17 protein-coding genes are annotated in these 21,468 nt (G+C 69.4%); 6 read left to right on the forward strand and 11 right to left on the reverse strand.

The genetic code is table 11. The annotated features are described in order from the left end of the window. Nucleotides 1-41: 41 nt before the first annotated feature. Nucleotides 42-539, forward strand: a complete 498-nt coding sequence (locus ACYVOK_RS28720) for a MarR family winged helix-turn-helix transcriptional regulator (protein WP_460665676.1) — start codon at nucleotides 42-44, stop codon at nucleotides 537-539. Nucleotides 540-1,021: 482 nt separating this feature from the next. On the opposite strand, the gene ACYVOK_RS28725 is transcribed toward ACYVOK_RS28720, so the two are convergent. Beyond that, nucleotides 1,022-2,812 carry an ABC-F family ATP-binding cassette domain-containing protein gene (locus ACYVOK_RS28725; protein WP_460665677.1) on the reverse strand — a complete coding sequence of 597 codons (1,791 nt, stop codon included), beginning with the start codon at nucleotides 2,810-2,812 and terminating at the stop codon, nucleotides 1,022-1,024. A gap of 49 nt (nucleotides 2,813-2,861) precedes the next feature. Here ACYVOK_RS28725 and ACYVOK_RS28730 point away from each other — a divergent pair, with 49 nt between their 5' ends. Beyond that, nucleotides 2,862-3,704, forward strand: coding sequence for a fructosamine kinase family protein (locus ACYVOK_RS28730; RefSeq protein WP_460665678.1), 843 nt, complete (start codon nucleotides 2,862-2,864; stop codon nucleotides 3,702-3,704). 12 nt (nucleotides 3,705-3,716) lie between these two features. Here ACYVOK_RS28730 and ACYVOK_RS28735 read toward each other — a convergent pair whose 3' ends face one another. The 8 genes from ACYVOK_RS28735 to metG all read right to left on the reverse strand — a co-directional run bounded on the left by ACYVOK_RS28735 (nucleotide 3,717) and on the right by metG (nucleotide 12,799). Then, nucleotides 3,717-5,612 (reverse strand): GTP-binding protein, encoded by a 1,896-nt coding sequence (locus ACYVOK_RS28735; protein WP_460665679.1) that lies wholly within the window; start codon nucleotides 5,610-5,612, stop codon nucleotides 3,717-3,719. A 174-nt stretch (nucleotides 5,613-5,786) separates the two neighbouring features. After that, nucleotides 5,787-6,725 carry a 4-(cytidine 5'-diphospho)-2-C-methyl-D-erythritol kinase gene (locus ACYVOK_RS28740; RefSeq protein WP_460665680.1) on the reverse strand — a complete coding sequence of 313 codons (939 nt, stop codon included), beginning with the start codon at nucleotides 6,723-6,725 and terminating at the stop codon, nucleotides 5,787-5,789. Between the two features lie 3 nt (nucleotides 6,726-6,728). Next, a complete protein-coding gene (gene rsmA / locus ACYVOK_RS28745; RefSeq protein ID WP_460665681.1) occupies nucleotides 6,729-7,604 on the reverse strand; it encodes a 16S rRNA (adenine(1518)-N(6)/adenine(1519)-N(6))-dimethyltransferase RsmA in 876 nt (291 codons plus the stop codon). A gap of 46 nt (nucleotides 7,605-7,650) precedes the next feature. Further along, a complete protein-coding gene (locus ACYVOK_RS28750; protein WP_460665682.1) occupies nucleotides 7,651-8,778 on the reverse strand; it encodes a transglycosylase family protein in 1,128 nt (375 codons plus the stop codon). Nucleotides 8,779-8,997: 219 nt separating this feature from the next. Next, on the reverse strand, nucleotides 8,998-9,612 hold the full coding sequence (locus tag ACYVOK_RS28755; RefSeq protein WP_460665683.1) for a nitroreductase family protein: 615 nt from the start codon (nucleotides 9,610-9,612) through the stop codon (nucleotides 8,998-9,000). A gap of 10 nt (nucleotides 9,613-9,622) precedes the next feature. Beyond that, a complete protein-coding gene (locus ACYVOK_RS28760; RefSeq protein ID WP_460665684.1) occupies nucleotides 9,623-10,537 on the reverse strand; it encodes a TatD family hydrolase in 915 nt (304 codons plus the stop codon). A 17-nt stretch (nucleotides 10,538-10,554) separates the two neighbouring features. After that, nucleotides 10,555-10,980 (reverse strand): SRPBCC family protein, encoded by a 426-nt coding sequence (locus ACYVOK_RS28765; protein WP_460665685.1) that lies wholly within the window; start codon nucleotides 10,978-10,980, stop codon nucleotides 10,555-10,557. Between the two features lie 64 nt (nucleotides 10,981-11,044). Continuing rightward, nucleotides 11,045-12,799: a methionine--tRNA ligase gene (metG, locus tag ACYVOK_RS28770; RefSeq protein WP_460665686.1), complete on the reverse strand. Its 1,755-nt coding sequence runs from the start codon at nucleotides 12,797-12,799 to the stop codon at nucleotides 11,045-11,047. A 114-nt stretch (nucleotides 12,800-12,913) separates the two neighbouring features. On the opposite strand from metG, the gene ACYVOK_RS28775 reads away from it, so the two are divergent. Both ACYVOK_RS28775 and ACYVOK_RS28780 read left to right on the forward strand, forming a co-directional pair. Then, nucleotides 12,914-13,858 (forward strand): RNA polymerase sigma-70 factor, encoded by a 945-nt coding sequence (locus ACYVOK_RS28775; protein ID WP_460665687.1) that lies wholly within the window; start codon nucleotides 12,914-12,916, stop codon nucleotides 13,856-13,858. 92 nt (nucleotides 13,859-13,950) lie between these two features. Then, nucleotides 13,951-15,147, forward strand: coding sequence for an NAD(P)/FAD-dependent oxidoreductase (locus ACYVOK_RS28780; RefSeq protein WP_460665688.1), 1,197 nt, complete (start codon nucleotides 13,951-13,953; stop codon nucleotides 15,145-15,147). Between the two features lie 44 nt (nucleotides 15,148-15,191). Here the strand turns inward: ACYVOK_RS28780 and ACYVOK_RS28785 are convergent, their stop codons facing one another. Then, nucleotides 15,192-16,103, reverse strand: coding sequence for an NADP-dependent oxidoreductase (locus ACYVOK_RS28785; protein WP_460665689.1), 912 nt, complete (start codon nucleotides 16,101-16,103; stop codon nucleotides 15,192-15,194). 139 nt (nucleotides 16,104-16,242) lie between these two features. On the opposite strand from ACYVOK_RS28785, the gene ACYVOK_RS28790 reads away from it, so the two are divergent. Then, nucleotides 16,243-17,490, forward strand: coding sequence for a helix-turn-helix transcriptional regulator (locus tag ACYVOK_RS28790; protein ID WP_460665690.1), 1,248 nt, complete (start codon nucleotides 16,243-16,245; stop codon nucleotides 17,488-17,490). Nucleotides 17,491-17,501: 11 nt separating this feature from the next. On the opposite strand, the gene ACYVOK_RS28795 is transcribed toward ACYVOK_RS28790, so the two are convergent. Beyond that, nucleotides 17,502-20,099, reverse strand: coding sequence for an ATP-binding protein (locus tag ACYVOK_RS28795; protein WP_460665691.1), 2,598 nt, complete (start codon nucleotides 20,097-20,099; stop codon nucleotides 17,502-17,504). Between the two features lie 127 nt (nucleotides 20,100-20,226). Here ACYVOK_RS28795 and ACYVOK_RS28800 point away from each other — a divergent pair, with 127 nt between their 5' ends. Further along, nucleotides 20,227-21,468 (forward strand): NAD(P)/FAD-dependent oxidoreductase, encoded by a 1,242-nt coding sequence (locus tag ACYVOK_RS28800; RefSeq protein ID WP_460665692.1) that lies wholly within the window; start codon nucleotides 20,227-20,229, stop codon nucleotides 21,466-21,468.

Below are 21,468 nucleotides of genomic sequence, written 5' to 3' on the forward strand. Positions count from 1 at the left end.
TGTCTTGATGTCAAGAGTCTTGATGACGTAATCTCGACGGCATGGAAGACGAGGTCGATCGGCTGCTCGAGGCCTGGCGCCGGGAACGACCCGACCTCGACGTGGCGCCGATGGAGGTGCTGTCGCGGGTCAGCCGGCTCGCCCGCCACCTGGACCGGGCCCGCAGCCAGGCGTTCGAGGCGCACGGCCTGGAGTCCTGGGAGTTCGACGTCCTCGCGGCGCTGCGCCGGTCCGGGGCGCCGTACCAGCTCTCCCCGGGCAAGCTGCTGAAGGAAACCCTGGTCACCTCGGGCACGATGACGAACCGGGTCGACCGCCTCGCCGCCCGCGGCCTGGTCGAACGCCTCCCGGACCCGGCCGACCGCCGTGGCGTCCTGGTCCAGCTCACCGACGCCGGCCGGGACGCGGTCGACGCCGCGATGGCCGACCTGCTCGCCCACGAGCGCACCCTGCTCGGCTCGATCAGCGAGCGCGACCAGGCGAAGATCGCCCGGGTCCTGCGTGAACTGGTCCGGCCGTTCGACCTCGAAAAGCACTGAGCCGGGGATTTTCCCGGCACCAGAGAAACCACCGGGAATTGTGCCGGAATTATCCGAAAAGACGACCCGTCACTTCGCCTCGATCCAATCGTTGCTAGTTGCAACGAGATCGTGAGACTGCTGTAGCGGTCGACTATCGACACTGAGTGAACAGGCCGACTAGGGTCGTCACTGTCGGTGGCAGACCGACCACGAATCGTATAACTCAAGGCATCTTCGGCGGCTAGAGGTGGCCCGCCGAGGATGGCCGCGCGGTGTCCGGGGCTCGGGGCCCGAACAACGCCGGCCGGCACGGGGCCCGCTCACCCGAGGTCGCGGTGCGCCCTCCGAATCACAGGGGATCGGAGGGCGCACCGCGACTCAGTTCTGTTTCCACACGTTTTTCCACAGGCGCGGCGGCAAATATTACTCGCGGGTCGAGGATCGTGCGGCTGTTCACAATCCCGGCATTTGATCAAAGTGGGGGTATTAGCGCAAGCGGATCATTCGGCGCGTTCCGCGGCGTCGAACCAGGCGGTTTCCAGTTCCGCCCGTTCCTCGGCCAGCTTGCGCAGTTCGGTGTCGAGCTCGGCGAGCCGCTCGTAGTCGCTCGCGTGCGCGGCCAGCTGGTCGTGCAGTTTTGCTTCGGTCTCGGTCAGCTTGGCCAGCTGGCGCTCGATCCGGTTCAGCTCCTTCTTCGCCGCCCGGGCCGCTGCGGCGTCAACCACCGGCGCCGGCTCGGTCTCGACCTCAGGCTCCGGCACAGGCGTCGTACGGCGTGGCGCCTCGCCGCTGAGCTCGTCGATGTACTGGTCGACACCGCGCGGGAGATGCCTGACCCGGCCGTCGCCCATGATCGCGTAGACCATGTCGCTGACGCGCTCGAGGAAGTAGCGGTCGTGCGTGACCGTGACGACGACGCCCGGCCAGCTGTCGAGGAAGTCCTCCAGCACGGTGAGCGTCTCGACGTCCAGGTCGTTGGTCGGCTCGTCCAGGATCAGCACGTTCGGCTCGTCCAGCAGGATGCGCAGCAGCTGCAGCCGCCGGCGTTCCCCACCGGACAGATCGGAGATCCGCGTCGTCAGCTTCTCGCCGCTGAACCCGAACCGCTCCAGCAGCTGCGACGACGTGAGCTCACCACCACGACCGGCGAGGGCCGCTGTACGGCGTATCTCGGTGATGTGCTCCAGGACCGTCGCCGTACCGTCGATGTCGTCGAGTGTCTGCGACAGGGTGGCGACGCGGACTGTCTTGCCCTGCTTGACCACGCCGCGGTCGGGTGCCAACTCGCCGGTGAGGACCTTGAGGAACGTCGTTTTGCCGGCGCCGTTCGGGCCCAGCAACCCGATCCGGTCGCCCGGGCCGAGGCGGAACGTGACGTGGTCGAGCATCACCCGGTCGCCGAACCTCAGGGTCACGTCCTCCGCGTCGAACACGTCCTTGCCGAGCCGCGCGGTCGCCAACTGCGACAGCGCGAGCCGGTCCCGCGGGGGCGGCTCGTTCTCGATCAGGGCGTTGGCGGCGTCGATCCGGAACTTCGGCTTACTCGTCCGGGCCGGTGCACCGCGACGCAACCAGGCCAGTTCTTTCCGCAGCAGGTTCTGTCGCTTGGTCTCCGCAACCTGGGCGGTGCGGGCGCGCTCCGCCTTGGCGAGTACGTAGGCGGCGTACCCGCCGTCGTACGACGTGACGCGGCCACCCTGCACCTCCCACGTGTTCGTGCACACCGCATCCAGGAACCAACGGTCATGGGTGACCACGATGAGAGCTGACGCGCGGTCGACCACGTGCTGGGCCAGCCAGTTGACCGCTTCGATGTCGAGGTGGTTCGTCGGCTCGTCGAGGACGAGCAGGTCCACCTCGGTCAGCAGCAACCTGGCGAGCGAGACACGGCGGCGTTCGCCACCGCTCAGTGTGCCCACCAGCGCTTCGTGGTCCACTCCGCCGAGCAGGTGCTCCATCACCGACCGTGTGCGCGGATCGGCCGCCCAGGTGTAGGTCTCGACGTCGCCGAGTACGGCGTGCAGGACGGTCTGCTGCGGGTCCAGGTCGTCACTCTGGCCGAGGTACCCGAGCCGCAGGTCGCGGTTGTGGGTGATCCGGCCGCTGTCGGGCTCCTCCCGGCGCGCGAGGATCTGCAGCAACGTCGACTTGCCGTCGCCGTTGCGCCCGACCACGCCGACGCGCTCACCCCGGCCGATGCCGAGGCTCACCGTGTCGAGAAGTGTCCGGGTTCCGAAGCCTTTGGAGACGGCTTCCAGGTTGACCAGATTAGGTGCGGGAGAACCAGCCATATCGCGGACCAGGGTAGCCGACGGCGTCCCGCGTGCCAGGATCGTCCACGTGCTGACTCCTTCCTGGCTCGAGGGCCTGTCACTCGGTGACCCTGTGTCGTACTCCGTGCTGGAGGGTGGTGTCGCCAGCAAGACCTACCGCGTCCGTACGACGCTCGGCCGCTCGGTGATCGTGAAGACGCACAACGACCCCCCGCCTGAGCTGTACTCCCTGGAGGCCGAGGGTCTCAACGCACTACGAGTGCCCGGCGGATTCGCCGTACCCACGGTGCTTCGGGTGGCTCCCGAATTCCTCGTCCTCGCCGACCTCGGCTCCGACGCTCTGGCGGACCAGACGCCTGACTTCTGGCGCGACGCCGGCCACCGCCTCGCGATGCAACATCAGGTCGTTTCGGACAAGTTCGGTTACCACCACGACAACTACCTGGGCCTACTCCCTCAACGAAACCCCTGGACGGACGACGGCCACGCGTTCTTCGCCGAGCACCGACTTCTCCGCTTCCTCGAAGTCCCGCGCTGCTACGAAGCGCTGGACGCCGAGGACCGCCGCCGTCTGGAACGCGTCGCCAACCGCCTCCCCGACCTCGTGCCGGCGCAGGCCCCGTCCCTCCTCCACGGCGACCTCTGGCACGGCAACCTCCTCCCCGGCCCGGCCCTCATCGATCCAGCGGTCTACTACGGCTGGCCCGAAGCCGAACTCTCCATGCTCCACGGCTGCGGCAACATCCCCGACACCTTCTACACCGCCTATCAAGACCTCCACCCCCTCGAACCAGGCTGGCAAACCCGCCTCCCCCTCCTCCACCTCAGAGAACACCTAGCCGTCCTGGCCCACTTCGGCCCCACCCCCACCGCCCAAACCGAGATCCACCAAACCCTCGCCCCGTACTAACTTCCCCAGACTTCAGGTCTGGTTGAGGTGGAGGAGGTATTGGTTTTGGTTGAGGGGGTTGCCGTCGGTGCGGCGGTAGCCGGGGGGTGGGGTGGGAGCGGGCGTAGCGGTGGTGGTTGTGGGGGTGAGGATGCCTTCGCCGTGGGTGAGGGCTGGGAGGTGGGTTTCGAAGGTGTGGGTGGTGGCGGCGGGGATGGTGCCGGTCAGGTGGGCTGTGTCGGGCTGGAGGGTGGTTCCTTCGATCACGGCGCGGGATTCGGCGAGGAGGGAGAGGACTCGGGCGACGGAGTCGGGCGGGATGTCGAGTTCGAAGTGGATGACGGGTTCGTGGACTGTGGTGCCGGCGGCCGCTATGGCTTGCAGGAGAACGAGCGGGACGAGGCGGCGGAAGTCGGCGGCCACGGTGACGGGGGCGCTGTAGCCGGTGTGGGTGAGTGCCACCTCGATGTCCGGGATCTCCCAGCCGTAGAGGCCCTGTTGCAGGGTTGTACGGACGGTCTCCTCGATGGCGGTGTGGAAGGCTCGCGGAAGCGCACCCAGTTCGGACTCGATGCGATAGTCGACACCGGAGCCGGGGCCGACGCGGAAGCCGACAGTCGCCGGCCAGAGGTTGTCAGGGGCACCGATCTCCCGGTACGCCGTACCGACGCCGTTCAACCGTTCGATATGGATGGGGCTGGTCTCACTGAACTCGACGGCCAGCCCGTACTCGCTCTCCAGCAGCGACGCGATGACTTCCTTCTGCACCTCGCCGTACAGGCTCACGGTGATGTCGTCGGCCTTGCGGACGTGGATCAGCGGGTCCTGCTCGGCAAGTTGCGTCAGCGCCTGGAAGAGCTTCACCCGGTCACGCGCACCGACCACGGTCTCGAGCGTCGGCGGCGGGAACAGCCGTCCGACGCCGTTGCCCGGCACCCCGAGCTGATCCCCGATCCGCACCTCCTTCAACCCCCGCAGAGCGACGATCTGTCCGGCCTCGGCGCACTCGACGGGAAGGCGAGCTCCGCGAGAGAACAGTTCGACCGCACTCGGACGGGCCTGGTACGACGCCCCGGCCGCAGGGTGCACGTCGACGTACGACCGCGCCGGCAGCGATCCCGCGAACACGCGAGCCGACGCGATCTTCTGACCAGCGGCACCACGCTCGACCTTGAAAACCCTGGCCTGCAAGGGCTCCTGGCGAGATCCTGTTGCTCGTGGCAACCACGAGCGAATACCGTCGATCAGGTCGGCCACGCCAGCGCCCGTCATCGCGGATCCGAAGTACACCGGATGAACAGCAGCCGCAGCCACCTGTCGTCGCAGTTCGGCCGAGTAGTCGTCGGCAACCAACCGGTCGTCCAGATACCGGGCCACGAAATCGTCGTTGCGCTCGGCAAGCAGTTCGGCGAGTGCTTTGCCTACCAGGTCGAACGGCTCGAAAGATGCCGTTCGAGTGCCGAGACCCATCACCGACCCCATCGGCACGCAGGCGGGGGTCAGGAGACGTTTCACATCGGCCAGCAGGCCGTCGTACCGGGCGCCTAGCCGGTCGATCTTGTTCACGAACAGCAGCGTCGGGATCCGCAGCCGCTGGAGCGTGCGCATCAGCAGCCGGGTCTGCACCTGCACGCCCTCCACCGCGGAGATCACCAGCACGGCGCCGTCCAGCACGGACAGCGCACGCTCGACCTCGGCGATGAAGTCGGAGTGCCCCGGGGTGTCGATCAGGTTGACGGTCAGGTCGCCCAGCTCGAACGACACCACCGCCGAGCGGATGGTGATCCCACGCCGCCGTTCGAGCTCCATCGAGTCGGTCTGCGTGTTCCCGTCGTCGACCCGGCCGACCCGGTCGATCACCCCGGCGGCGTGCAGCAGCCGCTCGGTCAGGCTGGTCTTACCGGCGTCGACATGCGCCACAATGCCCATCGTCAGAGAGTTCAAGAGTCCTCGCGAATGCGTCGAAGCGATCAGTCCTGTCGAGGTCGATCACTCCGCGGCGCATCCCGGTCTCCCATCCATCCAACGAGGCAACTCCATCGGACGCTAACACCCCTCCCCCTCGCCCGACGACCGATTTTCTCCCGGCCGAGGTCGCGGGGCCTACCGGTTGGCGGGGGCGGGGAGGATGCGGGCGCCGGGGACGGGGCCTTCGGCTTGGCGGACCATGCGGCAGAGGCCGGATTCGGCGAGTTCGACCGCGAGGTCGACGGCGCTGCGGCTGTCGGCGGCCAGGAACAGGCAGGTGGGGCCGGAGCCGGAGATCTGGGCGGCCAGCGCACCCTGCTCGAGGCCGAACTGCAGCGTGTCGCCCAGCTCGGGGCGCAGCGACAGCGCCGCAGGTTGAAGGTCGTTGCTGAGGGCAACCGCGAGAGCTCCCGGCTGACCGGACAACAGGGCCGACAGCAGCTCGGGCCGGACCTGCGGCGCCTCGACCCGGCGGAGCGGGCGCAGCCGGTCCAGTTCCCGGTAGACGGCCGGCGTCGACAGACCGCCGTCGGCGATCGCGAAGACCCAGTGGAACGTCCCCCGCGACATCACCTCCGTCACCTGCTCACCGCGTCCCTGGCCGAGCGCGGTGTGCCCGACGAGGCAGAACGGCACGTCGCTTCCCAACTCCGCCGCGATGTGCTGCAACTCGGTCTGCGACAACTGCAACCCCCACAGCCGGTTGCACGCCACCAAAGTAGCTGCCGCGTCAGTGGATCCACCCGCCATTCCGCCCGCGACCGGAATCGTCTTGCGGATGGTCAGGTCGACGCCCTCGTCGACGTCGTACTCCGCCTGCAGCAGCCGGGCCGCCCGCACCGCGAGGTTGGTCTCGTCGGTCGGTACGTCGGCCGCGAAGTCGCCCAGCACCTCGACCGAGATCGAGGGATCGTCCTCCCGCAGCACCGCCGTGACGTCGTCGTACAGGGCAACAGCCTGGTAGACGGTGGCGACGGGATGGAACCCGTCCGGGCGCGGCGGGCCGACCGACAGACCCAGGTTGATCTTGGCCGGCGCACGCACCGTGACCTCAGCAGAAGGTGACACCCGCACAGGCTAGGGCATCGCCGCGCCGGCCAGGGCGGCGAACTCGGTGATGCCGAGCATCTCGCCGCGCAGCCCCGGGTCGATCCCGGTGACCCGGAAGACCTCGTCCAGGCGGTCGCGATCCGGCATCCAGCGCGACAGCGCCGACCGGATGGTCTTCCGCCGCTGCGAGAACGCCGCCTCGATCACCGCGAACACCTGCTCGCGCGAGGCCGCGGTGGCCGGCGGTTCCCGCCGCTCGAAGGCGACCAGCCCGGAGTCGACGTTCGGAGCCGGCCAGAACACGTTCCGCCCGATCGCCCCGGCCCGGCGGACCTCGGCGTACCAGGCCGCCTTCGCCGACGGTACGCCGTACGTGCGTGACCCGGGCGCGGCGGCGAGCCGGTCCGCGACCTCGGCCTGCACCATGACCAGCCCGTGCCGCAGCGACGGGGACACCTCGAGCAGGTGCAGCAGCACCGGTACGGCGACGTTGTACGGCAGATTCGCCACACACGCGGTGGGGGCGCCGATCTCGTCGGGTCGCACGTGCATCGCGTCCGCCTCGACCACGGTCAGCCGATCGGCCTGAGCCGGGGCGTACGACGCGATCGTCGCGGGCAGCGCCGACGCCAGCAGCGGGTCGATCTCGACCGCGGTGACCCGATGCCCCTCGGCCAGCAACGCCAACGTCAGCGACCCCAGCCCCGGGCCGACCTCCAGCACGGTCTCGTCCTCGGACAGCTCCGCGACGCGGACGATCCGGCGGACCGTGTTCGGGTCGATGACGAAGTTCTGGCCGCGCTGCTTGGTCGGGCGGACGCCCAGCCCGGCGGCCAGTGAACGCACATCAGCCGGACCGAGAAGTCTCGGTCCGGCTGATGTCGACGAATCAGACGAGGTCACCCCGTCAGTCTGACAGTGAGGTTGCTATGGCGACCCCACCGCCCCGTCATGCCCGCTTGCCGCAGACCGGCCAGTCGCCGTAGCCGCCGCGCGCCGCGCGGACCTTCTCGGCGATCGCGATCTGCTGCGCCTTGCTGGCCAGGTGGGCGTTGCTCGCGTACGCGTCACCGCCGTACGCGACCCAGGTCTGGTGGCTGAACTGCAGGCCGCCGTAGTACCCGTTGCCGGTGTTGGCCGACCAGTTGCCGCCGGACTCGCACTCGGCGATCCGGTCCCACACGCTGGTGTCGCCGGTCGGCGGATCCACGTCGGTGGTGGCCGGCTTCGGCTCCGCGGGCTTCGGCTTGGTGCCGACCAGGACCTTCTCGTCCACCGGGGCGGTGACGACCTTGCTGGTGACCACCTTCGTGGCCGACAGCTTGCCGTCGAGGTAGGTGTACAGGTACGTGACCGACTTCGCGCCGTCGGCGCCCTTGACCGTGGTCTTCTTCGTGCCCTCGAGCAGGGTGGCCGACTTCGTCTCGTCGGTGCCGTGGGCGATCGCCAGGGTCTTGGTGACCTTCTTCAGGTCGACCTTGACGTAACCGATCCGGTTGACGCCGGGCTTGAGCGCGGTGGCCGGCGCCGGGCTGATCCGGTCGTCCTTGTCCCACACGATCTTCGCGCCGGTCAGCGCCTCGCCGACGGTCGTGGCCATCGACTTGACGGTCGCGACCTTGCCCTGCCGCACGATCTGCACGGTCTTCGGGGTCCGGACCACGAGCTGCAGCCCCTCGCGCCCGATCGGCGCGCTTCGGCTGGTGGAGAACACGGCCGCGGTGTCGTACCGCAGGCCCAGGTCGGTCAGCGCCTCGTTGACGCTGTCGGCGGTGGTCCAGAAGACCTTCTTGGTGCCGTCCGCGGTGACGGTCAGCTGGCGACCGTACTGCACCGCGATCTCTTGACCGTCTTTGAGCTTCGAGTCCAGGGAGGGGGCGACGACGTCGTGCTCGCCGACCTGGATCTTCTCGGCCTTCAGGGCGTCCGCCACGGTGGAGCCGAAGGTGTGGACCTTCTGCACCTGGCCGTCGACGGAGAGACTGACCGTCTTGCTCTTGCTGGCATACGCCATGGAGCCGCCCGCGACGGCGAACGCGGCCGTCGCACCGACGACCGCGATGATGGACTTACGCACTAACGCTCCCAGGTAGGGCTACCCGGGCACGGGGTGGGACAGCACAGGCGCCGGCGGCGCTGACCGGGCGCGATGAGGCCCGAGACCCGCGACTGGCACCGAGGGGCGTACTGCCCGGAACCTTCCCCGATCCCGGCCAACGTCACGAGACCATAACGAAGATGTAGCGGAAGCGCCAATCCCCTCGTCGGCGAGTCGCGAAAAGGTGTAATGGGACGGTCACACTTCGTGATTGCCCCAGTGCCCCCGATGGACGACTTCCGCCGTACTCCGGCGGCCTCGTTTGAGCGACGGCGACCGCTTGTCCGGGGCCCGGTAACCGACCGACAGCAGGCCGATCAGGTCGAAGCCCTCCGGCACCCCGAACTCCTGGTGGAGCTTGCCCACCTTGTCGGCGGGAGGTCCGAAAAAGCAGGCTCCCAGGCCTTCGTCGACGACCGTCTGCAGCATCAGCAGGACCGCCATTCCGGTGTCGACGTACCAGTACGGCGCGGTCCACCGCGACTCGTCGCGGTCGGTCCAGCCCTTGTCCGGCTCGGTGTAGCGATCGAGGTACGCGTCCTTGTGCGCGAAGGCCAGGATCAGCAGTGGCGCGCGGCGCAGCCCTGTGATCCATTCCACATACTTCTCGTCGACGTCGGCGCCGGCGATTCGCCAGTACCGCTCGCGGTCGTCGCCCTCGAGGGTGAGGAACGCCCAGCCCTGGCTGAACCCGCCGGAGGGGGCGCGCAGACCGTTCTCCAGGATGCGTTCCCGGACCTCCGCGGGAACCGGCCGGTCGGGGTCGTAGTTGCGGACCATCCGGCGCCGCCGGACCACCTCACTGAACTCCATGAGGCACTGTCTACCAGGAGCCTCCGAAGACCCGGTCGGCGTTGTCGTTCAGGGCGCCGCAGAGCTCGGCGACCGAGATGTTCAGCACGCCGGCCATCTTCCGGACCGTGTGCGGGATCAGGTACGACGCGTTCGGCTGACCGCGATGCGGGGACGGGGTCAGGTACGGCGCGTCCGTCTCGACCAGCACCCGGTCGAGCGGCGTCACGGCCAGCGCGTCCCGCAGCGACTGGGCGTTCTTGAACGTCACCACCCCGGCGAAGCTCAGGAACGCGCCGCGGTTCACGCACTCCCGGGCGAACTCGGTGTCACCGGAGAAGCAGTGCATGACCAGCCGGTCCGGTACGCCTTCGCGGTCCAGGATCTTCAGGATGTCGTCGTGCGCGTCCCGGTCGTGGATCATCAGCGTCTTGTCCAGCCGCTTGGCCAGCTCGATGTGGGCGGCGAACGACTCGTGCTGCGCGGCCCGGCCGTCCTCACCGGTGCGGAAGTAGTCCAGCCCGGTCTCGCCGATCACGCGGACCTTGTCGCTGCTCTTCGCCAGCCGCTCGATCTCGGCCAGCGCGTTGTCCAGCTCGCCCGCGGCCTTGAGCTTCGGCGCTTCGTTGGGGTGCAGCGCGACACCGGCGACGACGTTCCTGTACTGCTGCGCGGCCTCGACCGCCCACACCGCTCCCGGCAGGTCACAGCCGACCTGGACGATCCGGGTGACGCCGACCGACGACGCCAGCTTGATCGCGTCGGCCGGGCTCAGCCAGGCACCGTCCTCGCCGTCGGCGATGTCGAGATGGCAGTGCGCGTCGACGACACTCATCGGCAACGGATCGGGCACCGCCGGCCGGGACCGGTCCCGCGAGCGGCCGTCCTCCCCGATCGGGGCCCGCTCACGAGTGGGCCGGTCGACTTCCACACCCTCAGCAGACATACGGCCTAGGTTACTGACTACTTCTCCGCAGCCTCTTTGACCTTGGCCACGAGCATTTCCCACATGCTCTGCGAGTGAGCCGCATCCTCCTCGCTCGCGTTGTTGTCCTGTGTCAGCGACAGGTGCGTGGACGTCCCGTGGTCGTCCAGCCGATAGGTGAGCGTGTGGTAGTTCTCCGGTACGTCGGGCCGGCCGCTCAACGGACTGTAGTGCGTCACCTTCAACAGCCGGCCCGGATCGACCTCGAGAATCTCGCCCTTGTCCTCGTAGGGCTTGCCGTCCCACTCACCACTCCAGGTGACCGGGCTGCCTTGCCGCCAGTCCGTCTCCACGTCGGCGCCGAACCAGATCTCCTTGAGCCGATCCGGATCTGTCAGCACCTCCCACACCCGTGCCGGCGAGGCCTCGATGTCGGTCTCCGCCGTGGCCAGGAAGTTCGCCATGATCCTCAACTCCTCTCTCCCCCGACCGTAAGGCCTCCCGTCGTCAAGGTCTTGTAGAAAGGCGTCAGCCGAGGCGACCGAGCTCATCGTCGACCACTTCCGCCGCGAGTTTGGTGAAGATCGGCGTCGGCGGCCGCACCGGTGTCCCCGGTACGACGGGCTCCTGCGCCCAGCGTGGTTGGGCGGTGTAGTCGCCGGTGATGACCGGGTACACCGGTCCGCCGTCGAGATCGTCCACCTCACGGACCTCCGGCTGCGGCACGAACTTGCCGGTTCCGCCGAGCGCCTCGTGCACGCGTTGTGCCGAGTGCGGCAGGAACGGTGCGAGCAGTCGGTTGCTGTCGGCCACCACTTGGGCGGCGACGTGCAGGATCGTCGCCTTGCGGTCCGGGTCGGACTCCTTCCACGGGGCCTGCTGGGAGAGGTACTGGTTGGCCTCGGCCGCGTTCCGCATCGCCTCGCCGATCGCGAGTTTCAACCGGTGATGCCGCAGATGGTCGCCGGCCACGTCGAACGCCTTGTTGCTCGCGGCAAGCAGTTCGTGGTCGGCCGGGGTGAGCCGGCCGGCGGCCGGGATCGCGCCGAAGTTCTTCGCGAGCATCGACGCGGTCCGGTTCACCAGGTTGCCCCATGTGCTGACCAGTTCGTCGTTGTTGCGCCGGACGAACTCGGCCCAGGTGAAGTCGGTGTCCTGCGTCTCCGGCCCGGCGACCGAGATGAAGTACCGCAAGGCGTCCGGGCCGTAGCGTTCCAGTACGTCGCGGACGTAGATCACCACCGACCGCGAGGACGAGAACTTCCGGCCCTCCATGGTGAGGAACTCGCTGCTCACCACCTCGGTCGGCAGGTTCAGTACGCCGTACTGCCCCGGCGACGCGTTGTGGCCGAGCAGTTCGGCCGGCCAGATCTGGGCGTGGAAGGTGATGTTGTCCTTGCCCATGAAGTAGTACGACTCCGCGCCGGGATCACACCACCACCGGCGCCAGGCGTCCGGATCACCGGTACGGCGGGCCCACTCGACGCTGGCCGACAGGTAGCCGATGACCGCGTCGAACCAGACATAGAGCCGCTTGCCCGGGTTGTCCTCCCAGCCGGGCAGCGGGACGGGGATCCCCCAGTCGATGTCACGCGTCATCGCCCGCGGCCGGACGTCGTCGAGCAGGTTGAGGGCGAACTTCAGCACGTTCGGCCGCCAGCCGGTACGAGTCTGCAGCCAGGAGCCGAGCGCGTCGGCGAGGGCGGGGAGGTCGAGGAAGAAGTGCTCGGTCTCGACGAAGACCGGCGTCTCACCGTTGATGCGGCTGCGCGGGTTCCGGAGGTCGACCGCGTCGAGTTGGTTGCCGCAGTTGTCACACTGGTCCCCGCGTGCGGCGTCGTACCCGCAGATCGGGCAGGTGCCCTCGATGTAGCGGTCCGGCAGGGTCCGCCCGGTGGACGGCGAGATCGCGCCCATCGTGGTCTTCGGGACGAGATATCCGTTGCGGTGAACGGTTCTGAACAACTCCTGCGCTACGGCGTAGTGGTTGCGCGTGGTGGTCCGGGTGAACAGGTCGTACGACAACCCGAGCCCCTGCAGGTCCTCCACGATGACGCGGTTGTACCGATCCGCCAGTTCGCGCGGCGACAGGCCTTCCCGCTCGGCCTGCACCAGGATCGGCGTCCCGTGCTCGTCCGTTCCCGACACCATCAGCACGTCATGACCGGCCATCCGCAGGTACCGGCTGAACACGTCGGAAGGAACCCCGAAGCCGGAGACATGGCCGATGTGCCTGGGCCCGTTCGCATACGGCCAGGCCACCGCCGACAGGATGGTGGTCATGCTGCGACTGTAGGGATCAGACTTGGCCGGGACCACCCGATTAGCGCTCGAAGTCGGTGCGACTCAGCAGCCCGAGGTCGGCGGAGGTACACAGGGGCGGGCTACGGTTGGGGTATGTCCTTGACCGCGAGTGACGTCGACCTGTTCGAGGCCTCGAGGCCGCGGCTGGGGGCCATCGCGTACCGGTTGCTCGGATCGGCGAGCGAGGCCGAGGACGCCGTACAGGAGACGTTCCTGCGGTGGCAGGCCGCGGACCGTGACCGGATCGAGGTCCCGGACGCGTGGCTGACCAAGGTGCTGACGAATCTGTGCCTCAACCAGCTCACCTCGGCCCGCGCCCGCCGCGAGACCTATGTCGGCCAGTGGCTGCCCGAACCCCTGCTCGCCGGTGACCCGATGCTCGGGCCCGCCGAGACCGTCGAGCAGCGCGATTCGGTGTCGATCGCCGTACTGACGCTGATGGAGCGGCTGTCGCCGAACGAACGGGCGGTCTACGTACTGCGGGAGGCGTTCGGCCACTCGCACCGCGAGATCGCCGAGATCCTGGACATCTCCGAAGCCGCCAGCCAGCAGATCTTCCACCGGGCGAAGCAGCGCGTCGCCGACGGCAGGACGCGTACGGCGGTCGACGAGGCGGCCGCCCGCCGGATCGTCGAGGAGTTCCTCGCCGCGGCCGCCAGCGGCCGGACCGAGCCGCTGGTGAAACTGCTGACCAGCGACGCGGTCGCGATCGGCGACGGCGGCGGGAAGATCCCGGCCCGCACCAGCCCGTACACCGGCGCACTGGCGGTCGCGAAGTTCGTGCGCGGCCTGTTCAGACCCGCCGAGCACAAGCGGGCCATGATCGGCGGCAGTCCCGACCTGTACGCCGGCGTGGCGAATGGCGAACCCGCGATCCTGATCGTGGTGGACGGCCGGGTCGTCGGAGTGATGGCTCTCGAGGTCACCGCCGACGGCATCACCGCCGTCCACAGCGCAGTCAACCCCGACAAGCTGGAGCGTGCCACCGCGCGGTGGAACACGTCCGACCACGGTGAGCCGCTGCTGCGCGCGTGGTGACCCCGATGTGACCTGCTTCACAGCAAGGACCTGTCAGGAATCCGGCGCCCTCCCTGTTCAGGAGGCGTCAGCAACCAGACAGGAGCGCCCCTATGAAGCACCACATCATCGTCCTCGGCGCCGGTTACACCGGGGCCGTCGCCGCCGGCCGCCTCGCCCGGCGGCTGCACCGCGACGACGTCCGGATCACCCTGGTCAACGCCGAGCCCGACTTCGTGGAGCGAGTCCGGATGCACCAACTGGCCACGGGGCAGGACCTCAAGACCCGGCCGCTCGACCAGCTGTTCGCCGGTACCGGGGTCGAAGTGCGCCTCGCCACGGTGACCGGTGTGGACGTCGACCACAAGACGGTCGCCGTCACCGGCGCGAACGGCGACGAGGAACTCGCCTACGACACGCTCGTCTACGGACTCGGCAGCCGCTGGAACGACCACGGCGTCCCCGGCGCGGCCGAGCACGCCTACGAAATTGCCGGCCGACGCGGAGCGCTGAAACTGCGGGAACGCCTGGCCGGCATGGCTGCCGGCGAGACGGTCACGGTCGTTGGCGGCGGTCTGACCGGCATCGAAGCGGTCACCGAGATCGCCGAGGCGAGGCCTGACCTGAAGGTCGCGCTCGTGGCCTCCGGCGGTCTGGGCGACTGGATCGCCCCGAAGGCGCGGACGCACTTGCGGAAGGTCTTCGCTGACCTCGACATCAGCGTCCACGAGAACGCCGAGGTCGCCCGGGTCGAGGCCGGGTCGGTCGTGACCACGGACGGCGCCGTCATCCCGTCGGCGACCACGGTCTGGACCGCCGGGTTCGCGGTCCACCCCATCGCGGCCGCGAGCTCGCTGGAAACCACCGACAGCGGCCAGATCGTGGTCGACGAGGTGATGGCCTCGGTCTCGCACCCGGACGTCTACGCGATCGGCGACGCGGCCTACGCGATGGGCGACACCGGGAAGCCGCTGCGGATGTCGTGCGCGTCGGGGATCCCGACCGCGTGGCAGGCGGCCGACACGATCGCCGCGCGCCTGACCGGCGGGAAGCTCCCCCATGCCCCGCTGCGCTACTTCAACCAGTGCATCAGCCTTGGCCGCAAGCAGGGACTCATCCAGTACGTGACCGCGGACGACCAAGCGCTGAGCTACTCGCTCCGTGGCCGCAAAGCCGCCGTCTACAAGGAGCTCGTCTGCAAAGGCGCCGCCTGGGGTGTCGAGAACCCGATGCTGAAGCTACCGGTACGCCGCAAGCGCATCGTGCAGTCGCAGTCGGGAAAGGGCTCCGCGGTGCGGGCCCTGGCCTAGCCTGCGTGAGCGGGCGTCCTCATGGGAGGGCGCCCGCCGCTTCGCTACAGGAGTACGACGATCTTGCCCTGGGCGTGGCCGGACTCGCTCAGTTCCTGCGCCTTGGCGGCGTCGGAGAGGGCGAAGGTCTCGGCGATGCGGACCTGGAGGGTGCCGTCGGCAACCGCCTGGAGCTGCTTCGACAGGTTGGCGCCGATCTCCCCCGGTGTGGCGGAGCTGACCGCCGACAGCGCGACGCCCAGTTCGCCGGCCTGCATGTCGGCGATGGTGACGATCCGGTCGGTGCCGCCGCGCAGCTCGATCGACTCCTGCAGGCCGCCCTGTCCGGCCGCGTCGAACACGGCGTCCACGCCCTGCGGTGCGGCCTCCCGGACCCGGTCGAGCAGCCCGTCGCCGTACGCGACCGGAACAGCGCCGATCGAGCGCAGGAAGTCGTGGTTCGCGGGTGACGCCGTACCGATGACCGTGACACCGGCGGCCGTGGCGAGCTGTACGGCGACCGAGCCGACCGCGCCCGCGGCACCGTGCAGGAGCAGCGTCTCGCCGGCCTTGACCCCGAGCTCGTTCAGGACACGTTGGGCCGTCTCACCCGCGACCGGCAGGGCGACCGCCTGCTCCCAGCTGACCTCGGCCGGCTTGCGTACGACGTTCCCGACGATGGCGTGCTCGGCGTACGCACCGGTCGCGGACCAGCCGACCACCTCGTCGCCGACCGCGAACTGCGCGCCCTCGCCGGCCTCGTCGACCACACCGGCGACCTCGAGCCCGGGCGTGGCCGGGAAGGTCACGTCGATGAAGCCCTGGGTCCAGCCGCGGCGGATCTTGAAGTCGATCGGGTTCACGCCGGCGGCACGCACCCTGACCCGTACCTCCCCCGGACCGGCGTGCGGCTCGGCCGCGTCCTCGGTCCGCAACACCTCGGGACCGCCGAACTCCTCGAACACCACCGCTTGCATGTGCTTCCTCCATCGATTGGTTGACACTTCAACCGATGGTGGTGCCGCGGCCGGCCAACCCGACTGGCCGTTCGGCCAGTTGTCCACCGCCCGAACGACGGGCTCGGGTGGACGTATCAACCGACGTACTCTGACTCTCATGCTGAAGGCAGGTTTGCTCGCGTCGGTGGCGCACATCATCGACGGACCGGCGGTGGAGATCCTCGAGCGGCTGTCGGCGGCCACCGCGGAGCTGATCCCGCACCGAGCGGTCGCCCAGCTCGCCTCCCAGTGCGCGTCCACCCCGGTCACGTCGTACGGCGAACCCGCCCTGGCCGAGGCGATCACCGGCGCCGACCTGGCGGCGTTGCTCGGTGCCGTCACCGCCGGTCAGCCGTGGCAGGGCGTCGTACCGATCGCCGGCTCGGATCACCCCGTCCTGGCCGTCTCCAGCGACCGGGCACCCCGCGGCTCGGTGGTCGTCTTCATCCGGTACGACGAGACGCCGACACCCGCCGCGACCGTGCTCCAGGACCTGTGGGACCTGATCACCACGCACATGTACCGCCTCACGCTCGAGCGCGAGCCCGGCGCCCTCGCACAGAACCGGGCCGTCGCCGAGGCCCGGGCCGACGTGGCCGCCGAGCTCGGCGAGGCCCACGCCGCCACCCTCGCCACGCTCCTCGGCGTCCTGCGCAACCAGCGCATCGACGACGCGTCAGCCCGGTCGATGGCGGTCGAGCTGGCCCTCAACGGGCTGGCCGACCTCCGCACCGACAGCCGGCGGGACCGGGTGGACAGCGGCGAGGAACCGGCCGGCAAGGCGTTCGACCGGCTCGCGGACTCGCTCCGCGCGCTGCTCCGGCACGGCCCCGTCGACCTCGAGCTCGATGCCCCCGGCAACGACCGGCTGATCCCGTCCGGCGTGGCGCACCGCGCCCGGGTCGCGGTCCGGGCCGTCGTCCTCGCGATGCTCACCCAGGACCCGGTACGACGGATCCGGGTCGGCTGGCGGTGGAACGGTAAGGAGCTCCAGGCGACCGTCCGCGACGACGGCCCCGGCCGGCTCGAGGACGTCCTCGACCTGGGCCAACTGGCCGAGCGCCTCCGCCTGCACGAGGACGACCTGGACCTGGACGCCGTCCCCGGCTGGGGGCTGACCGCCCGGATCACCATCCACCCGCACTCGACGCCGCACACGGTCACCTCGGACCCGCTGGCCGCGCTCGGCACCCGCGAAATCGAGGTCCTCGAGCGCCTGGCGCAGGGTCAGCGGAATCGCTCGATCGCCGACGAACTGCACATCAGCGAGTCCACGGTCAAGTTCCACGTCGCCAACATCCTCACCAAGCTGGCCGTGACCAGCCGCACCCAAGCCGCCGCCCTCTACCACGCAACAGCGGTCTAGAAAGGCCCAGTTCAGCCGGTCACACCGTGCCGTCTGGCGTAGCGAGCCGCCTCGGCGCGGTTCGGAAGTCCCAGCTTGCGGAGCACGGCGGCGACGTGGTGTTCGACGGTTCGAGTGGACAGGAACAACGTCCGCGCGATCTCGGCGTTCCGCAGCCCGTCGGACAGCAGCGTCAGTACCTCGAGCTCACGGGCGCTCAGACCATCGGGCGACGTGCGGGACGACCGTCTCGGGATGTCGCGAACACCCGCCCGTCGAAGCCGGCGGGCCGTCAAGTCCCGCATCGGGGTGGCGCCAAGCCGATCGAACTCCGCCAGGGCCTCGCGGAGCGCCCACTCGTCGGGGGCGTCAGCCAGCGCCAGAGCCGCTTCGTACGGACAGCCGATTTCCCGCCATGCTTGTGCTGCCTTCCGCCACTCGCCCGCAAGTTGCAGGCGATAGGGCTCAGCGGCGTCGGGCGGTGGCGTCGACGGGCCGCCGACCCGTGACGACCAGTAGGCCAGCTCGCCCACGAACCAAGGTTCCCGCCCCTGGCCGGCGCGGATCAGCGGCGCAGACGCAACAGCGCGGACCAGTTCGCCATCACCGGCGTACACCCCGGCTTCGGCCAGCGCCGGCGCGGTCCCGACGATCCAGCCGACGACCGGTTCTGCGGGACGCATCGCCGCCCGTGCCTCCTCGAGCAGCCGGCGCGGCTCGGATTCCCCTCGGCGGACGCGGAGACGACCGAGCACGACCATGCTCACCAACTTGCGTCCGTCGTCCACACTTGCCGATCGCAAGACGTCGGCCGCCATCGCCTCCGCCTGCTCCCACCTGCCCTGATCAAGCAACGCACGCGACTGGAAGGCACGCAGCCACTGGCGCCAGATCTCCTGGTCGTGCTCTTCGGTGAAGGTGATTCCCTCGGTGTACCACCGCTCGGCCTGCCGGTACCACCGTCGGGTGACGCTGATGAGCTCGAGCCAGAAGTAGCCCAAGCCCACCTCGCTGTATGCGCCGGCTCCTTGGGCGAGCCGGATGCTCTCCGCGAGCAGGTCGAGTCCCGACGGCTCGCCGTTCTGGGCGCGACCCACACCGATCGACATCAGTGCGAGCGCCCGGACCAGCGGCAGTTGGTCGTCGTCTCCAGCAGGCATGACGCGCTCTCCCCAGGCGATCGCCTCGGCGTTGCAGAACGACATCGCGCACAGCTTGGCTCGTATTGCGCAAGCCGAAGCGTACTCCGGTCCCGGCTGCCCGGAGAGCACCTCGAGTGCCTCGTCGCACGCAGCCTGGCCGAGCGGTATCCAGCGGGCGCCGAGCAACGCGGTGACCGCGAGACCGAGAAGAGCGCCACCGTGGCGACGGGCGTCGCCGAGGTCGCGCCATACCGCAACCGCTTCCTGCCAGGCCACGAGCGCGCTGTCCAGGTCGTCGCCGAGATGGCTCTCCTGGGCCAGTCCCTCGAGAAGTGCCGCACGAAGCCTGGGCGGAATCGGTTCGGAGACCTCCAGGGCCCGGCGGAAATGCCTCGTAGCCTCCCTGTGCGCACCCATGGCAGCGGCCTGCTCTGCCGCCGCTCTGGCGAACTCGAGAACTCCGGCCGCGTCGCCGGCCAGGGCGGCGTGCTCCGCCAGACGCGCAGGTTCGACCTCACTCGCCGGACGCGAGCGCAGGACGGCAAGCGCGCGTCGATGAAACAGCGCGGCACGGCTCGGCGTGAGCGCGTCCTCGACAGCGACCCGTGCGAGCTCGTGCCGGAAACACACCGCTCCGTCTGCGGCTGTCAGCAGGCCGCGGTCCACACACTCGTCGAGTTCGATCGCCGAGCGACCCGAGACCGCCTCCACCACCGCGGCGGCAACACGGATGCGCAGACAGGCAACGGCGTCGAGCGCGTCCCGCGCAGCCGGCCGCAGGCGCGCCGCCCTCGCGAGTACGGAATCACGTACGGTCGCGGGAACTCCGGCCTGACCACCGGCGATCACCTGGGTGACGAAGAACGCGTTCCCACCCGTCCGCCGGTGCAACTCCTCCGGGTCGACGTCGGTGCCCGTGGCGAGCCTGGCCACCGCCTGCTTGGTGAGCGCGGGGACGGTCAGCCGCCGGACGACCGGCAGGGTGGCCAGGTCCCCGGCCAATACCCGGAGCGGATGCCGAGCCCCCACTTCGTCCTGCCGGTAGGTCACGACGATCATCAGGGCACAGTGCTCCAGCCGACGAGCGAGGTAGCGAAGGACGTCGAGAGTCGCTTCGTCGGCCCAGTGCGCGTCCTCCACCACGACAAGCGTCGGTCCGCCGGCGGTCAGCTCGCGGAACAACCGGCGGCGCACTTCCTGCGGATCCGGGTGGCCGGTGAGAAGCCCGGCGACTTCCGGCGCCAGGTCGTCGGCCATGTCGCGGAGTGGCCCGAGCGGAATCGGCGTAGCGAGCGCCTCGGCCGCACCGGAGCAGGTTCGAACCTGGCCGAGCCCACGCCGGAATGCCGTGACGAGCGCAGTCTTTCCCGCCCCGGCATCGCCACCGACGAGGACGAGGCGTCCGGCGCCACCTACCGCCTCCGCCCACCACGAGGCCAGCGACGCCAACTCCTCGTCGCGCTCCTCCAGGGTTCGGGCAGCCTCCATGACACCACGATGCCAGTGACCGGGCCCGACTAGGTACCACGACGACTCTTTGGGTAGTCACTACCGATGTCGACGACCGCCCATTCATCCCATCGTCTGGATACCGAACGAAGCGGGAGGGCGGAACATGAAGTACGACGTGATCATCGTCGGCGCGAGCATCGCCGGGTGCACGGCCGCGACGGCCTACGGACGCGCGGGTCTGCGGGTCGCACTACTGGAACGGCACAGTAGCCCACAGTCACACAAGACGCTGTGCGGGCACTTCATCCTCGGAGGGACGCACAGTACTCTTCAACGGCTCGATCTGTGGCAACCGATGCTCGAGCACGGAGCCGCCGTCATTCGCGGTCTTGGGGTCTGGACCGAATCAGGCTGGATCATCCCCCGTCCGGGCAACGGGGTCCCACCTGCCATCAGCCTTCGCCGGAGAGTGCTCGACCCCCTGTTGCGAGAGATCGCCGGCAACACGCCAGGAGTCGATCTCCTGCTCGGACACCGGGCGGAGGATCTCGTCATGGACCCGGCCGGAACCGTCGGAGGAGTCGTGGCGGTCACCGCCGACGGCGATCGCCGGACCCTGCGCGGAAGGCTGGTGGTCGGAGCGGACGGTCACCGGTCGACCGTGGCCGGCCTGGCCGGTGTGGCGGAGGACCGGGCTCCCAATGAGCGCTTCCTGTTCTGGACCTACTACGAAGGCGCGGCCATGAACGGCCCGGGCGACGGACAGGTATGGATGCTCGATCCCGACGTCGCCGTCTGTATCCCGGTGGACGCCGGCCTGACCCAGGTGGGGGTTTTCCCCAGCAAGGCGCGGCTGCCCGAGTTCGCCGACGACCGCGTCGAGGCGTTTCACCGCTTCGTCGAGCGGCTACCGGACGGCCCTACCCTCGCCGGCGCCCGTCGGGTATCGAACCTCGTCGGCACGACCGACTACCCCTGCGTCAGGCGCGACCCCACGCCACGCCCCGGACTCGCGCTCATCGGCGACGCCGCGACCGCGTCCGATCCAGTGCCCGCGGTCGGGTGCGGCTGGGCGTTCCGGAGCGCGGCCTGGCTGGTGGACGCCACCGCCGGCACCTTGGCTGCCGGCGGCGACCTCCGTCCCGCCCTGCGGAAGTACCGCCGCGCCCACCGATTCATCGACAAGTGGGACGACCTCGGCCGCCAGGACGCGCTGGCCGGACCGCCGAACGCCATCCAGCGCGCGATCCGGAAGGCCGCGGTCCACGATGCAGGCATCGCCCGCAGGCTCGCGATGTTCTCGATGCGGGCGGCGGCACCCTCGGTGCTGGTCAACCCGGCGGTTGCCGTCCGGGCTACAGTCGGTTCACAGCGCCGACTGGTGCGCGAGCCCGCCGGCACCTGA

The organism is Kribbella swartbergensis (assembly GCF_054784135.1).

Coding starts and splice junctions, on each gene's coding strand:
- ACYVOK_RS28720 (WP_460665676.1), top strand. CDS start 42: ATGGAAGACGAGGTCGATCGGCTGCTCGAGGCCTGGCGCCGGGAACGA.
- ACYVOK_RS28725 (WP_460665677.1), bottom strand. CDS start 2,812: ATGGCTGGTTCTCCCGCACCTAATCTGGTCAACCTGGAAGCCGTCTCC.
- ACYVOK_RS28735 (WP_460665679.1), bottom strand. CDS start 5,612: ATGGGCATTGTGGCGCATGTCGACGCCGGTAAGACCAGCCTGACCGAG.
- ACYVOK_RS28755 (WP_460665683.1), bottom strand. CDS start 9,612: ATGGAGTTCAGTGAGGTGGTCCGGCGGCGCCGGATGGTCCGCAACTAC.
- ACYVOK_RS28760 (WP_460665684.1), bottom strand. CDS start 10,537: ATGTCTGCTGAGGGTGTGGAAGTCGACCGGCCCACTCGTGAGCGGGCC.
- ACYVOK_RS28765 (WP_460665685.1), bottom strand. CDS start 10,980: ATGGCGAACTTCCTGGCCACGGCGGAGACCGACATCGAGGCCTCGCCG.
- metG (WP_460665686.1), bottom strand. CDS start 12,799: ATGACCACCATCCTGTCGGCGGTGGCCTGGCCGTATGCGAACGGGCCC.
- ACYVOK_RS28775 (WP_460665687.1), top strand. CDS start 12,914: ATGTCCTTGACCGCGAGTGACGTCGACCTGTTCGAGGCCTCGAGGCCG.
- ACYVOK_RS28780 (WP_460665688.1), top strand. CDS start 13,951: ATGAAGCACCACATCATCGTCCTCGGCGCCGGTTACACCGGGGCCGTC.
- ACYVOK_RS28785 (WP_460665689.1), bottom strand. CDS start 16,103: ATGCAAGCGGTGGTGTTCGAGGAGTTCGGCGGTCCCGAGGTGTTGCGG.
- ACYVOK_RS28790 (WP_460665690.1), top strand. CDS start 16,243: ATGCTGAAGGCAGGTTTGCTCGCGTCGGTGGCGCACATCATCGACGGA.
- ACYVOK_RS28795 (WP_460665691.1), bottom strand. CDS start 20,099: ATGGAGGCTGCCCGAACCCTGGAGGAGCGCGACGAGGAGTTGGCGTCG.
- ACYVOK_RS28800 (WP_460665692.1), top strand. CDS start 20,227: ATGAAGTACGACGTGATCATCGTCGGCGCGAGCATCGCCGGGTGCACG.